Consider the following 14,934-nt stretch of genomic DNA (forward strand, 5'->3'; position numbering starts at 1 on the left):
CGCGAGGACACCATGCCGAAGGTACGCTATTACGCCGATCTCGTCGCCATCCTGGCCGGCCTCATGTGGCTGATGGTCTACTGGTCGGTGAGCTACTCGGTGCATATCGGCAATATCGAGCCCTTTCTCGCCGCCATGCTGCTGACCGGCAGCCTGATCCTGATCAGCTTCATGCACCGTCCCACCCGGGTGATGCTGCGACGCTACCATGTCCGCAAGCGGCGCACGGAGATGTGGATGCACATCCTTGCCCTGCCGCTTACCCTGGCCTTTCTTCTCGCGATCGGCATCGATTACCTGATCACCCCCCTGAACGGTGAACAGAAGATGCTGCTGTTCAACGTCATGGCCACCGCCGGCTGGCTGGTCTTCATCTTCACGCTCGCCGTCAAGCTGCTCATTCATACATTCATCGAACGGCGCAAGGCCAAGCGTTGAGTTCCGCTCTCTATTAACCCGGCAAGCTTTTCTGTCGGGCCGGCGCAAGCCCGCGCCACACCAGAAGATCCACGCATCTGCGCCAGCGTGATGCGAGCGACAATCAGACGGATCAGGACGATCTATTTGATTGTCAGATTAATAGAAGCGATCGAAGCGATACGGCGCCATCTCGATCTCCGTTGCCTCGCCATCCATCATCTGCGAGAGCAAGTGACCGGTAGCGGGCCCGAGCGTGAAGCCATGATGGCCATGACCGAAGGCACACCATAGCCCTCGTTGCCCCGGCGCTGGACCGATGACCGGCTTCATGTCGGGCATGCATGGCCTGGCACCCTTCCAGGGTGTCGACTCGAGACGCTCGCCCAGCGGGAAGAGTTCCTTGGCCCGCGCCTCGGCGGCCGCCAGTTGCTGGTGGTGAGGCGGTGCCTCGAGGCGTTCCAGCTCGGCCCCCGTGGTCAGGCGAATGCCGGCCCGCATTGGTGCCAACAGATAGCCCACTTCGGCATCCATCACCCAATGATTCAGGCGAGCCTCGCCGGCACTACCGTAGTGCATGTGATAGCCACGCTTGACGAACAGCGGTACCGTCAGCCCCAGGCGCTCGAGCCAGGCACGCGACCAGGGCCCCATGGCAAGCACCACATCCGCCGCATGCCGATCCTGGCCATCGACCTCGACTCGCCATCCTTCGCTATCCCTTGTCACGTCATTCACCTCGCCGCACAGCACACGCCCGCCCTCGGCCTCGAAGGCCCGCGCATAGGCCTGCACCAGCCCTCCCGGATCGGCCACCGACCAGGAGTCCTGCCATTGCACCGCCCCGGCCAGACCCGGTGACAGGTTCGGCTCCATGGCTGCAAGCTCGTCGGGCTCCAGGCGCCGGTAGTGAACGCCGAAACGGGCGTCGTTCTCCTCGGCATCCTCGAGCCGCGCCTCGAGCTTGCCGGCATGGCGGTACACCTCGAGCCAGCCATCGCGACGCACCAGGGACTCGGCGCCGGCGGCCTCGATCATGGGCGCATGAGTGTCGAGGCTGAGACCGATCAAGGCGGCGTACTCCGGGATCAGGCGACGATAGCGGCTCGGGGCGGAGTTTCGCCAATACTGCAACAGCGGGCCCGCGGCACGCAGCATGCCGCCCGGGCGATAACGAATATCGACTGCGCGATTGGGCAGTACCCGTGCCAGGGTGGCCAGATCACGTGGGAAGGGATAGGGGCGCACCGCTTCGCGCTGGATCAACCCGGCATTGCCGAAGGAGGTCTCGCGCCCGGGCTCGCGGCGGTCCACCAGCGTGACATCGTGTCCACGTCGAGCCAGATGCCATGCCACCGACACTCCGACCATGCCGGCCCCCAGAACCATGATTTCCCGCGTCATCCGACTCTCCTTTACGTCCCTTTTCCGTCATGGGTCGTGGCCCGGGGACCACGCCATGAACGATTCTATCAGGACGATGCCGACCAGGCCGCCTCAGTCGGTGCCGGTCTCACCTTCGGCACGCTGCTCCTCCATCAGCCGGGTACGCACGAAATCCGAATGGCTGACATGCAGGAGTTCGGACAGGCGACGAATACGGTGCTCTTCCAGCGCATCCTTTTCGCCATCGGCGAAGGCCAATGCCCACATTGATCTCACCAGCTCGACCCGTGCGTCATAATCGCACTCGTCGCGCACCAGTCGAACGAAACGATGGTGATCCACCGCCGTCTCGGTCTCGCGCTGGGCCAGATCCATCAGCTCGGCAAGGGCGTCATCGTCGAGCCCGAGGCGCTGCTCGAGCTCGTCACGCAGGGCCTCGAGCTCGGCCGGGTCGAGGCGATAATCGGCACGAATCACTTCGCACAACAGTGCCGCCGTCGCCAGGGCCAGGGTCGGGGGCTCTCGTGTCTCCGACGTCGCTGTCATGTCGTTGATCCAGCGCTGTAGTGACGCCAGCATGGCCATGCTCTCCTTGAAATATGTTGGCGGCTCCCGTCATACCGCCTGGGAGCCTCATGCTGGGGTCGACCACAGCCTCGGACGGATGTTCCCGGGGAAGGTACCGAGACGAGAACAGCCGGAGGGCCGAGCGCCTCGAGACGCCTGGCCCTCCGGCTGGAAGCGATGCCGACGTTTCGGCCAACGCTCAGGCTCGCAGGGCGTTCAACCGAGCCTGATCGGCATTGCCGAAATCGGGATCGACATAGACATGCATGCGCCGGATCAAGTCGCCTTCGAAGGCAAACACGCTACAGAAGCGCCCCTGGGAGATCTCGCCATCGGGCCATGCTGTGCCATCCCGAAGCCACCCGGACTCGGTCCCCTCCACCACGACATGGTCGTCGTCGACGATATAATGAAACTCATCGATATCGTGCACGAGCTCGGGCACTTCCCGGCGAATGCGTCTCCCGAACTCGACCAGTGCTACCTTCCCCGATGCCGGGCCGAACTTGGGGAAATAGAAGCTCACATCTTCGGTGAACAGCGCGGTCACCGAGGGGTCATCGGCGTCCACCCGCCGGAAGTAGGCTTTCACGGTATCAAGACGCGAGGTCATGCGTTGGCCCCTCCATCGATGGTGAATTCCGCTCCGGTCACCGAGCGCCCTTCGGGGCCTGCCAGCCAGCCCACCAGGTTCGCCACGTCGTCGGCCTCGTTGTAGCGAGGAATCGCCATGACGCCACGCTGCAGGTCCGACAGGTCGCCATCGGCGGGATTCATGTCGGTATTGGTGGACCCCGGATGCACGACATTGACGGTGATGCCGCGTGGCCCGAGGTCTCGGGCGGCTCCCTTGGTGAGCCCGATCAGGCCGGTCTTGCTCATCGCGTAAAGGCTGAGCCCCGGCCAGGGAACGCGCGGCCCGAGATTGCTGCCGATCGACACGATGCGCCCCTCGTCACGCATGTGACGCGCCGCCGCCTGAATGGCCACGAAGGGAGCCCGCAGGTTGGTCTCCAGGGTGCGATCCAGGTCATCACGCTCCAGCTCGTTGATATCCCCGATCAGAAATACCCCGGCATTGTTGACCAGGATATCGAGTCCGCCGAAGCTCGATGCCACGCGCTCCACCGCATTCTCGATGGAACGATCGTCACGACTGTCGGCCTGAATCGCCATGGCACGACCGCCCTGCTGCTCGATATCCGCCACCACGGCTCGCGCCTTGTCCTCGCTGCCGACATAGGTCAGGGCAACCGTGGCGCCACCACCGGCCAACCGCTTCGCCACTGCGGCACCGATACCCCGGCTTCCCCCTGTCACCAATGCGACCTTGTCTGTCAGTTGGGTCATGCTTCTTCTCCCATCATCTCTTGGGAGACACCGAACAAATGTCTATGCGGGCAAATTGCTGCGTTACGCGGTGCTCAGAATCCTCACCTATACCGCATAGGCTCCGGTTCTTGCGCTCCGGGCGCCTTGCACTTTGCTCCGCTCGCCGATTTGTTCGGCGCCTCCCTTGCGCTCAAAAGGATCGAATAATTTATGTATTGATCAATACATAAATGACGATGGCTGGACATCCTCGATCCTGTCAAGATATTTTTGTATTGAACGACACATAAAGGAGGCCGATATGGCAGCACGCGGCAGGCCACGCGGCTTCGACAGGGAGGCAGCCCTGGCACGGGCCATGGAGGTGTTCTGGGAGCGAGGCTTCGACAACGCCTCCCTGGGCGAATTGACACGCGCCATGGGCATCAATTCCCCCAGCCTGTATGCGGCCTTCGGCAGCAAGGAGGCCCTGTTCCAGGAGGCGATGGCGTTCTACGTGAAAACCGCCGGCAGTGGCATCTGGGAGCCGGTCGACAGCCTGACCACCGCTCGGGACGCTATCGCCCATGTCCTGTATGCCACGGCCAGGGCCTTTACCTGCCACGATCAGTCACGGGGCTGCATGATCGTGCTCGCTTCCCCCCAGCCCCGGGGTTCCAACCCGTCGATCAGCAGCGAGCTGGAGCGACACCGGCGCGGTAACCGGGATTGCCTGGAGAGGCGTCTGCGTCGCGCCGTCGACGAGGGGGAACTCCCCGAGAACACGCACTGCCACGCCATCGCCACCTTCTATTCGACCGTGCAGCACGGCATGTCGATCCAGGCCCGGGACGGCGCTTCGCGGGAGGAGCTGCTCGGCGTCGCGGACTGCGCCATGAGCGCCTGGGACAGCCTGACCCGCCCCAACTGAAGGGGGTCAGCGCACCTGCGCTTCGTGCACCCCCTGGATCACGTAGTCTCGCGCCACGCCGATATGGTAATCGATGGCGTTCCGGCATGACCGAGCATCGCCACTCTTCAAGGCCTCCAGTAACCACCAGTGAGAGCCCGCGATACTGTCCGGCGCCTCGTGGGTCTTGCCGATCAAGGCAATGCACAGCCGAAGTTCATGGGACAGGTCCTCGAACGCCCGGAGCAGACGACGGTTGCCCGTTGCCTCGAACATGAGTCGATGAAACTTTAGATCTTCCTCGATCCGAGCCCCCTCATCGGCACCACTGTCAGCAATCTCGCACATCCGCTCGACCTGCCGGCTCAAGCGCTTTTCCACTTCCGTATCGTAATGCTTCACCAGGTGCTCGATGGCGTGCCGTTCGAGAGCCAGGCGCAAGTCAAAGATGTCCCCCAGCTCACGAGCCTCGAGGGCGCGCACGAAGAACCCTCGACGTGGCCGCGATACCAGCAAGCCACGGCTCTCGAGCAGCCGCGCTGCCTCGCGCACCGGCGCACGACTGATACCGAGCTCTCCGGCCAGGCTGACTTCGGAGAGACGCTCCCCGGGCGCATAGCGCCGTTGAATAATCGCCTGAGTCAGGTAATCGGCCACCTGATCCACCAGATTGCGCTGCTGGATGAACGGCGAGGTGTCTGAAGGCTCGGACATTTGGGCATTCCGGAAAGGCGTTGAATATTACCCAGTATGGCGAAGAATGCCTTCGTGTCGATAGTCGATTGCCGACTGTCGACAGTTTTTGCTCTCACTGCTATGTTCAATAGCGTTCCCCGGGAGGCACCCGGATACCATCGCGACTCCGATAACAACGTCAACAAATCAAGGTGAACCGCATGAAGATGCCTTTCATCGCCGCCCTGGCCGGCTTGTCGCTGCTCAATTCGAGCGTCATCTCCGCCCAGGAAGGCAACGACCAGACACCTCAGCATGGTGGCGTGATCGATACCATCATCCAGCCGGAGCCCCCCGGCTTGGTGCTCGGCATGATCCAGAACGCACCGACACGTACCGTGGCCGGCAATATCTACGAAGGCCTGTTGCGCTACACGACCGACCTGGAACCGACCCCCCAACTGGCCGAGTCCTGGGATGTCAGCGACGATGGCCTGACCTACACCTTCCATCTTCGTGACGACGTGACCTGGCATGATGGCGAGCCCTTCACCGCCGAGGATGTGGTGTTCTCGGCCGATGTCTTCCATCGCGAGCTCAATCCCAGTGCTCGCGCCGTGCTGCAGCATGTCGAGACTATCGAGGCAGCCGACGATCACACCGTGGTCTTTACCCTGAAACAGCCCTTCGGTCCTTTCCTGCTCTCCTTCGAAGCCGGCACTTTCACCATGGTGCCCGAGCACATCTATGCCGGCACCGATTTCCGCGAAAATGAGGCCAACAACCATCCCATCGGCACCGGCCCCTTCGAGTTCGAAAGCTGGGATCGCGGCACCGTCATCAAACTGACCCGCAACGATGACTACTACCAGGATGACCTTCCCTATCTGGATGGCATCAACTGGCACATCATCCCCGACGGCGCGTCCCGGGCAATCGCTTACGAGAACGGCACCGTCGACGTCTTGCCCTACGGCACCGTGGAGAATTTCGACATCCCGCGATTGACCGCCATGGACAATACCTGCGTCAGCGACAAGGGACACGAATATTTCAGTCCTTTCGCCATGCTATGGATGAACAATCGCGAAGGGCCCACAGCCGACAAACGGTTCCGGCAGGCCGTGATGTACGCCATGGATCGCGAATTCGCCCGTGACGTGCTGTGGAACGGCATGGGCAAGGTGCCACTCGGCGCCTTCGGCTCCAATGCCCGTTTCCAGAACGCGTCGCTTTCTCCCTACGACCACAATCCCGATCGTGCCCGAGAACTGCTCGATGATATGGGCTATGACGGCGAAGAGGTCACACTGCTGCCTCTGCCCTACGGCGAGACCTGGAATCGCTGGGCCGAAGCCGTGCAGCAGAACCTCAAGGAAGTCGGCATCAACGTCCGCACCGAGGCGACCGACGTGGGGGGCTGGAATCAGCGTCTCGGGGACTGGGACTTCGACCTGGCCTTCACCTACCTCTATCAGTACGGCGATCCCGCACTCGGCATTTCCCGGACCTATCTCTCGGACAACATCGAGAAAGGCTCGCCCTGGAACAACGTCGAAGGTTACGAGAATGCCGAGGTCGACGAGCTGTTCTCACGAGCCGCCACGGCTCACCCGGACAGCGAGCGCGAAGCGCTTTATCACGACGTTCAGGAGATCCTGCAGGAAGACGTGCCGGTAGGCTGGCTGCTGGAGCTTGGTTTTCCGACCCTTTACCGCTGCAACGTCAAAAACCTGATCACCTCGGGTGTCGGCGTCAACGACGGTTTCAAGGACGCCTGGATCGACCAGTGACATGCCGGGGCGGTTCACCGCCCCGCCACCCTGTTTCGTCATGAGGCACTCGCATGCTCTATGCCCGTCTGATCCTGATGCGGCTGCTCAAGGCCATTGTCGTCCTGTTGCTGATCATCGTTTTCAACTTCGTGCTCATCCAACTGGCACCGGGCGACCCCGCCGCCATCCTCGCCGGCGAAGCCGGCGCCAGTGACGAGCAGTTCCTGCAACAGTTGAGAGAACGCTTCGGCCTCGATCAACCCTTGTACGTACAGTTGTGGGAGTACGTTTCCGGCATCGCCACCCTGGACTTCGGCTATTCCTACCGCCAACAGATGCCGGTACTCGACCTGATCCTCGAGCGTCTGCCGGCCACCCTGCTGCTGACCGGTACCGCCTTCGTGCTGTCTCTAGGCCTCGGCATCCTGGCCGGCGCCATGGCAGCCAAGCGCGCCAAGCGAGTCTCGGGGTCCGTGATCATGGCCATTGCCCTGCTCTTCTACGCCACACCTCTGTTCTGGGTGGCACTGATGGCCGTCGTGCTGTTCTCGGTCTATCTCGACTGGTTGCCTGCCTACGGCATGTTCACCGTCGGGGCCGAACTGACCGGCTGGGCCCACGTGCTGGACGTGGCCAAGCACCTCATCCTGCCCGCCACCACCCTCGGGCTGTTCTTCATGGCCATCTATACCCGCATGACTCGAGCCTCGATGCTCGATGCCGCCCAGCAGGACTTCGTCAAGACGGCCAGGGCCAAGGGGCTGAAACCGGGGGTGATCCAGCGTCGTCATATTCTGCGCAATGCCCTGCTGCCGATCATCACCCTGGCCGGTCTGCAGGCCGGCCAGATGGTCGGTGGCGCCATCCTCACTGAAACGGTGTTTGCCTGGCCCGGCATTGGCCGACTGATGTACGAGGCATTGATGCAGCGTGACTACAACCTGCTGCTGGGCATCTTCTTCTTCTCGGCGGCCCTGGTCATCCTGTTCAACATCGTCACCGACCTCGTCTACCGCCTGGCGGACCCACGGATCAAGGAGGCAACATGAGCTTCTTCGCCCGTTTCGCCCGCAACCGCGGCGCCCTGGCAGGCCTGATCATTCTCGGGTTGATCATGCTGATGGCAGTACTGGCGCCCATCCTGTTCCCCGAGTCGCCCTGGCGCATGGTCCAGCGCCCTTTCCTGGCCCCCTTCGAGGCCGAGGGCTTCTGGCTTGGCACTGACACCATGGGACGCAACGTCGCCGCCGGCTTGATGCATGGCGCCTGGGTCTCCTTGCTGATCGGCCTGGTATCGACTGCCGTGGCACTGGTCATCGGCGTACCGCTGGGCGCCGTGGCGGGTTACCACGGCGGCCTGATCGACGACGCACTGATGCGCTTCACCGAATTCTTCCAGACCATTCCCAACTTCGCCCTGGCCATTGTGCTGGTCGCGATCATGCAACCCAGCGTGACATCGATCGTGGTCGCCATCGCGCTGGTCAGCTGGCCACCGGTGGCTCGACTCGTGCGCGCCGAATTCCTCTCGCTGCGCCATCGTGAATACGTCGAGGCGGCCCGCCTGATCGGCCAGTCGAATACCACCATCATTCTGCGGCAGATCCTGCCCAACACCCTGTCGCCGATCATTGTGCTGGCTTCGTTGATGGTCGCCACCGCCATCCTGCTCGAATCGGCCCTGTCGTTCCTCGGGCTCGGTGATCCCAACGTGATGTCCTGGGGATACATGATAGGCGCCGCACGTACCGTGATCCGACAAGCCTGGTGGCTTAGCTTTTTCCCCGGGGTCGCCATTCTGCTGACCGTACTGGCGCTCAACCTGGTCGGGGAAGGGCTGGATGATGCGCTCAACCCCCGACTCACCCGAAAACGCCACCAGGAGAGCGCGACATGAGCAATGCCGTACTGAGCCTGCGGGACTTGAGCGTGACCCTGCCCGAAGGGGCCGAACGACGATACGCGGTAGAAGGGATCGGCTACGACGTCGCCGCTGGGGAAATCCTCTGCGTGGTGGGGGAATCCGGCTCGGGCAAGTCGATGGCTGCCAATACCGTCATGGGACTCCTGCCCGAAGGTGTCCGACCTGTGGCCGGCCAGGCCTTGTTCGAAGGCGAGAACCTGCTGGACCTCGACGAGCCACGACACCGGGAACTTCGCGGCCTGCGCATCGGCATGATCTTTCAGGAGCCCATGACAGCGCTCAACCCCTTGATGCGCGTCGGCGCTCAGATTGCCGAAGTATTCGAAGCCCACGGCCGCCTCAAGGCCGCTGAACGCCGAGACAGGGCCCTGGCATTGTTGACCGAGGTCGGCCTTCCACAGCCCGAGAAGGCCCTGCGTGCCTATCCTTTCGAACTCTCGGGCGGCCAGCGTCAACGCGTGGTGATCGCCATGGCCCTGGCACTCGAACCCACCTTGCTGATTGCCGACGAACCCACCACGGCACTGGACGTCACGACCCAGGCCCAGATTCTCGACTTGATTCGTGACCTGCAGGTCAAGCACGGCATGGCCGTCATGTTCATCACGCACGACTTCGGCGTGGTCGCCGAGATCGCCGATCGTGTCTGTGTCATGCGCGATGGGCGCATCGTCGAGATGGGCACCGCCTCCGAGGTGCTCGACCACCCACGCCATGCCTACACCCGGGCGCTCATCGATGCCATTCCCAGCGATGCGGCACCCGCTCGGCGGGAGGCTCGAGCCGCCGACCCGCTGCTCGAGGTCTGCCATCTCAACCGCACTTTCCGGTCGCGAGGCGGGCTGTTCAAGCCAACCCGCGAGGTGCATGCGCTGGACGATGTCTCATTTTCCCTCTCGCGCGGCGAGACCATCGGCATCGTCGGCGAATCGGGGTCCGGCAAGTCGACACTCGGCCGCTGCGTCGTACGACTCGAACGCCCCGACAGCGGCGAACTGCTGTTGGATGGCATTAACCTGAGCGATCTAAAGGGCGACGCCCTGCGCCGTCAGCGCCACCGTATCCAGATGGTCTTTCAGGACCCCTTCGCCTCGCTCAACCCGCGCACGCGGGTCGGCCTGGCCATTGCTCAAGGCCCTATCGCCAGTGGCGTACCACGTCATCAAGCGCTGGAGCGCGCCCGTGAACTGCTCGAGATGGTGGGACTCGGCGGTGCCGCCGAACGTTTTCCCCATGAGTTCTCCGGCGGACAGCGACAGCGCATCGGCATCGCCCGAGCCCTCGCCCTGGAACCGGAGCTGATCGTCGCCGATGAAGCCGTTTCGGCACTGGATGTCTCGATCCAGGCCCAGGTGCTCGAGCTGCTGGGCGATCTGCAACGGCGGTTCTCGCTGTCGCTGCTGTTCATCACCCATGACCTGCGGGTCGCCGCCCAGGTATGCGATCGCTTGATCGTCATGCAACACGGACGCATCGTCGAGCAGGGGCGCGCCGAAGATATATTCCGGCGGCCCCGCAAGGCCTATACACGAAGCCTGCTCGATGCCATTCCCGGACGCTCACGCCACCCCCGAGGCCATGACACGCTTGCGGCCTCTCCTCCTTGACTCGACCGACAGGCACGACACGGAACCGACATGGATACTATGGAACACCAGCCATCGACACCTCTTTCTGCCCTGCTCGACCGATTGCGCGAGCGGCTCGGTGACAGCGCGGTGATCACCGGCGACGACGTCACTGCGCGCGCTGTCGACTGGTTGACCGGTGCGCCCTGCCTTGCCGCCGCCATCGTTCGCCCCGGCACACCCGATGAGCTGGCCGACACCTTGCGTCTCTGCCATACGGCCCGCCAGCCAGTGGTGACTCACGGCGGCCTGACCGGCCTGGTGCACGGTGCCGAGGCGTCATCCGAGGAACTGGTGATCTCGCTGGAGCGCCTCGACGCCATCGAAGCCATCGACCCGGTCGGCGCCACTCTCACCGTCCAGGCCGGTACACCGCTGCAGAAGGTCCAGGAGGCCGCCGAGGAAGCCGGTCTGCAGTTTGCCCTCGACCTGGGGGCGCGGGGAAGCTGCACCATCGGTGGCAATATCGCCACCAATGCCGGCGGTAACCGGGTGATCCGCTACGGCATGATGCGTCAACAGGTGCTGGGGCTGGAGGCGGTGCTGGCCGATGGCCGCATCATCAGTTCCATGAGCCCGATGCTCAAGAACAATGCCGGCTATGACCTCAAGCAGCTGTTCATCGGCAGCGAGGGCACCCTGGGCATCGTCACGCGAGCCGTGCTTCGCCTGCAGCCCGCCATGCCGGACACCCGAGCCGCCCTGGTCGCCTGCCCGTCCTTCGAGGCACTGACGGGCCTGCTCGGCCACATGCGCCAGACGCTCGGTGGCGAGCTCAGCGCCTTCGAGGCCATGTGGCGCAACCACTATCGCCTGCTCACCGAGATCAGCGGCCGTCACGCTCCCCCCGTGAGCACCGAATCCCCCTTCTATGTCATCATCGAATCTCAGGCCGTCGATGCCGACCGTCATGGGGAACGTTTCGACCAGGCCTTCGAATCGGCCTTCGAGGCGGGCCTTCTGACGGATGCTGCCATTGCCCAGTCCGATGCCCAGCGCGACGGCCTGTGGGCCATTCGCGAGGACATCGAGGGGCTGGTCAGTCTTCTGGCCCCCGTGATGACCTTCGACGTCAGCCTGCCGATCGGTGACATGGACGCCTATGTCGAACACGTGGAGACGACGCTTCGCGAGCGCTGGCCGGATGGACGCCTGGTGGTCTTCGGCCACCTGGGCGACGGCAACCTGCATCTCTCGGTCGGCGTCGGCAGCAACGATGCCGACACCCGACACCGCGTGGAACGCTGCATCTACGAGCCCCTCGCCGACCTCGGGGGCTCGATCTCGGCGGAGCACGGCATCGGTCTGGAGAAACGTGGCTGGTTACCGGTTTCGCGCTCGCCGGACGAGCTCGCCTTGATGGCGACCCTCAAGCAGGCCCTGGACCCCCACGGCCTGCTCAATCGTCATAAGGTCGTCACCACTGCTGCCCAGGACGAACACTGATTCACTTCACCGTTACCCAAGGGAGATGTCATGCCCCGATTCGCCGACCACCTCTACACCCCTGGCCCGGACAATCCCTTCCCCGGCATCTGGGTTCTGCAGCGCCGCATCGGTCGCCAGATCCCCCATCGCCTGGGGTCCAACGAGGGTCTGGACATGCCGCACTCGGCACTGCGTCGACATTTCGGCGATGCCATGGTCGAACATGCCTATTGTTATGGCGACGCCGAAGCGCTCGGAATCCGTGAGCGCATCTCCCGTCAGCAAGGCATCCCCGTGGAGGCGCTACTGGTGGATGCCGGTGCCGACAGCCTGCTGGCCCTGACGCTGCGTGCCGTGGCCACCCCCGACACCACCGTGATCGCCTCGGCGGGCACCTATCCGACCTTTGGTTATTTCGCCCAGGGCCAGGGATGTCGCCTGATCGAGGTCGCCTACGACGAGGGCGACGACCGGCTCGCCCCTGACCTGGACGCCCTGACTCGCGCCGCGCACGAGGAAAAGGCACGCCTGGTGTACCTGGCCAACCCCGACAATCCTACCGGGCACCTGCACGATGACGATGCCGTCCGCCGCCTGCGCGACGCCCTGCCCGATGATTGCTGGCTGCTGCTCGACGAGGCCTACCACGACTTCCGCGACGATGCCGATACCCCCTTCGCCTCGGAGGTACTGCCGGGCGTGATCCGTTGCCGAACCCTCTCCAAGGCACACGGCATGGCCGGGCTGCGCATCGGCTACGCCATTGCCGAGCCCGAGACCCTGGCCATGTTGATGAAGGTGCGTATCCACTATGCCGTCTCGACCCTGACCCTGGCCGCTGCCGAGGTGGTGCTCGACCACCCCGACGAGACCCGGCAGCACATTGCCGAGGTTCTCGAGCGTCGACAACGTCTCGGTGACCATTTCCGGCAACAAGGCGCCGATGTCCTGCCGAGCGCCACTAACTTCATCGGCGTTCGCCTGGCCAGCGCCGAACTTGCCAAGCGCGTGCATGCGGAACTGCTCGAGGAAGGCAAACTGGTCGCTCGCCCCGCCCACCCCGACCTGGGCCATGTCCTGCGCATCACCGCGGTGGAGGATGCGATGGTGCCAGGACGCCTGGAGACGCTGGAGCGGGCACTTCAGGAAAACGCGTAGCCAGGCCCCCCAAGGGCGGTAGTTTCCAGGAGGACAAGGCGAAGCGAGGCCCTTGTATTAACATGGCAATCCAATAGATCATCCGGATCTCTTCGATTGTCGCCCACCCCACGCTGGCGCAGATACGTGGACCTGCTGGCGTGGCGCGGGCTCGCGCCGGCCTAGCGCCCGGCGGCGGCACATCCATGTGCCGCCATTAACTGAGGGCCTCGCGCAGGCTTGCCACCGAAGAAAGGTGGCGGGTCAGGTGCGCTGCAGGGACTCGCCGCGTCCCACGGCAAAGTACATCAACCCCGCCTTGCGCACCGTCTCGGGATCATAGAGATTGCGCCCATCGACGACCACCGGCATGCCGAGCTGTTGTTTCAGCCAGTCGAAATCCACCATGCGGAAGACCTTCCACTCGGTGCAGATTACCAGGGCGTCGGCGCCCTGGATCGCCGCTTCCCGTGATGCCGCCAGCGTCAGGTCGTCCCGTTCGCCGTAGAGGCGGCGGCACTCTTGCATGGCCTCGGGATCGTAGGCCCGGACCCTGGCACCGGCACGCCACAGCGCTTCCATCAAGGTACGACTCGGCGCATCACGCATGTCATCGGTGTTCGGCTTGAAGGCCAGTCCCCAGAGGGCGATGGTGCGGCCGGCCAGATCACCATCGAAGGCGCGCTCCAGCTTGTCGAACAGGGTCTGTTTCTGTCGGTGGTTGACGCCTTCCACCGCATCCAGCAGCTGGGCCTCGTACTGCACCTCGCCGGCGGTGCGCGTCAGGGCACGCACGTCCTTGGGAAAGCAGGAGCCGCCATAACCGCAGCCCGGGTAGATGAAGTGGTAGCCGATGCGCGGGTCCGAGCCGATGCCACGCCGCACCTGTTCCACGTCGGCGCCCAGTCGCTCCGCCAGGTTGGCGATCTCGTTCATGAAACTGATCTTGGTGGCGAGCATGGCGTTGGCCGCATACTTGGTAAGCTCGGCGGCACGCACGTCCATGAACATCAGCTTTTCCTGCAAGCGGATGTAGGGAGCGTAGCATTCGCGCATCAACTCGCGGACCCGCTCGGAACTGGTGCCGACCACGAAGCGCGCGCCATGCGTAAAGTCCTCGATCGCCGCCCCTTCCTTGAGGAACTCCGGATTCGAGCAGACCTCGAAGTCGATCGTCTCGCCACGTTCCTCGAGTACGCCGGCGATGGCGCCCTTCACCCGGTCGGCCGTTCCCACCGGTACCGTGGACTTGTCGATGACCACCTTGAAGTCGTTCATGTGACGCCCGATGGTCTCGGCGACCGCCAGCACATACTGTAGATCGGCGCTGCCGTCCTCGTCGGACGGCGTGCCGACGGCGATGAACTGCAGAATACCGAAATCGACCGCCGTGGCAGCATCGGTGGTGAATCGCAGTCGACCTGCCGCGGCATTGGTGGTCACCAGTTCCTCCAGCCCCGGTTCGAAAATGGGGATTTCACCGGACTCCAGCCGGGCGACCTTGTCGGCATCCACATCCATGCACAACACATCGTGGCCGACATCAGCCAGACAAGCGCCCGTGACGAGCCCCACATACCCGGTGCCGAAAATGGTGATCTTCATTCCCTGTTACCCCGCCAGAACCCCTGGGCATTACCTGAAAACTGCCCAGGAAACACAATGTCATGACTCATCGCGACCGCATGAAACACCGGCCGCCGCGCTTGCGTCACCGCCACAGGCGGTACGACGTGGCAGCATTGTAACAGGACGGCGGCAAAGGCCCAGAGATCG

General features: G+C 63.5%; 14 protein-coding genes. 8 read left to right on the plus strand and 6 right to left on the minus strand.

The window, feature by feature from the left end; all coding sequences use genetic code 11:
• Positions 1-12 precede the first annotated feature (12 nt).
• The gene (locus tag RSO41_RS04915; RefSeq protein ID WP_275287334.1) at positions 13-438 is read left to right on the plus strand and encodes a hypothetical protein; all 426 of its coding nucleotides are present in this window, start codon (positions 13-15) and stop codon (positions 436-438) included.
• Positions 439-576: 138 nt separating this feature from the next.
• Here RSO41_RS04915 and RSO41_RS04920 read toward each other — a convergent pair whose 3' ends face one another.
• The 4 genes from RSO41_RS04920 to RSO41_RS04935 form a co-directional block, all read right to left on the minus strand.
• Positions 577-1,821 (minus strand): NAD(P)/FAD-dependent oxidoreductase, encoded by a 1,245-nt coding sequence (locus RSO41_RS04920; protein WP_315617951.1) that lies wholly within the window; start codon positions 1,819-1,821, stop codon positions 577-579.
• Positions 1,822-1,914: 93 nt separating this feature from the next.
• Entirely contained in the window at positions 1,915-2,382 is a 468-nt protein-coding gene (locus tag RSO41_RS04925) for a TerB family tellurite resistance protein (protein WP_275287336.1), read from the minus strand.
• Positions 2,383-2,569: 187 nt separating this feature from the next.
• A complete protein-coding gene (locus RSO41_RS04930) occupies positions 2,570-2,983 on the minus strand; it encodes a nuclear transport factor 2 family protein (RefSeq protein WP_315617952.1) in 414 nt (137 codons plus the stop codon).
• Positions 2,980-3,720 carry a 3-oxoacyl-ACP reductase family protein gene (locus RSO41_RS04935; RefSeq protein WP_315617953.1) on the minus strand — a complete coding sequence of 247 codons (741 nt, stop codon included), beginning with the start codon at positions 3,718-3,720 and terminating at the stop codon, positions 2,980-2,982. The genes RSO41_RS04930 and RSO41_RS04935 overlap by 4 nt, the downstream gene beginning before the upstream one ends.
• Positions 3,721-4,003: 283 nt before the next feature.
• Between RSO41_RS04935 and RSO41_RS04940 the strand changes: the two genes are divergently transcribed.
• Positions 4,004-4,612 (plus strand): TetR/AcrR family transcriptional regulator, encoded by a 609-nt coding sequence (locus RSO41_RS04940; protein WP_315617954.1) that lies wholly within the window; start codon positions 4,004-4,006, stop codon positions 4,610-4,612.
• A gap of 6 nt (positions 4,613-4,618) precedes the next feature.
• Here RSO41_RS04940 and RSO41_RS04945 read toward each other — a convergent pair whose 3' ends face one another.
• Complete coding sequence (locus tag RSO41_RS04945; protein WP_315617955.1) at positions 4,619-5,305, minus strand: GntR family transcriptional regulator; 687 nt, start codon at positions 5,303-5,305, stop codon at positions 4,619-4,621.
• Positions 5,306-5,487: 182 nt separating this feature from the next.
• Between RSO41_RS04945 and RSO41_RS04950 the strand changes: the two genes are divergently transcribed.
• Genes RSO41_RS04950 through RSO41_RS04975 form a run of 6 tightly spaced genes read left to right on the plus strand, consistent with a single transcriptional unit; the run spans position 5,488 to position 13,179 of the window.
• Positions 5,488-7,059 (plus strand): ABC transporter substrate-binding protein, encoded by a 1,572-nt coding sequence (locus tag RSO41_RS04950; protein ID WP_315617956.1) that lies wholly within the window; start codon positions 5,488-5,490, stop codon positions 7,057-7,059.
• Positions 7,060-7,112: 53 nt separating this feature from the next.
• Positions 7,113-8,090, plus strand: a complete 978-nt coding sequence (locus RSO41_RS04955; RefSeq protein ID WP_315617957.1) for an ABC transporter permease — start codon at positions 7,113-7,115, stop codon at positions 8,088-8,090.
• Positions 8,087-8,938: an ABC transporter permease gene (locus tag RSO41_RS04960; protein ID WP_315617958.1), complete on the plus strand. Its 852-nt coding sequence runs from the start codon at positions 8,087-8,089 to the stop codon at positions 8,936-8,938. The genes RSO41_RS04955 and RSO41_RS04960 overlap by 4 nt, the downstream gene beginning before the upstream one ends.
• Positions 8,935-10,572, plus strand: a complete 1,638-nt coding sequence (locus tag RSO41_RS04965) for an ABC transporter ATP-binding protein (RefSeq protein WP_315617959.1) — start codon at positions 8,935-8,937, stop codon at positions 10,570-10,572. Before RSO41_RS04960 ends, RSO41_RS04965 begins: the two co-directional genes overlap by 4 nt.
• 30 nt (positions 10,573-10,602) lie before the next feature.
• Positions 10,603-12,039, plus strand: a complete 1,437-nt coding sequence (locus RSO41_RS04970) for an FAD-binding oxidoreductase (RefSeq protein ID WP_315617960.1) — start codon at positions 10,603-10,605, stop codon at positions 12,037-12,039.
• Positions 12,040-12,069: 30 nt separating this feature from the next.
• Positions 12,070-13,179: a pyridoxal phosphate-dependent aminotransferase gene (locus RSO41_RS04975; RefSeq protein ID WP_315617961.1), complete on the plus strand. Its 1,110-nt coding sequence runs from the start codon at positions 12,070-12,072 to the stop codon at positions 13,177-13,179.
• A 243-nt stretch (positions 13,180-13,422) separates the two neighbouring features.
• On the opposite strand, the gene RSO41_RS04980 is transcribed toward RSO41_RS04975, so the two are convergent.
• On the minus strand, positions 13,423-14,763 hold the full coding sequence (locus RSO41_RS04980) for a UDP-glucose/GDP-mannose dehydrogenase family protein (protein ID WP_315617962.1): 1,341 nt from the start codon (positions 14,761-14,763) through the stop codon (positions 13,423-13,425).
• Positions 14,764-14,934: the final 171 nt, after the last annotated feature.

Source organism: Halomonas sp. I1, assembly GCF_032334135.1.
Lineage (GTDB): Bacteria > Pseudomonadota > Gammaproteobacteria > Pseudomonadales > Halomonadaceae > Halomonas.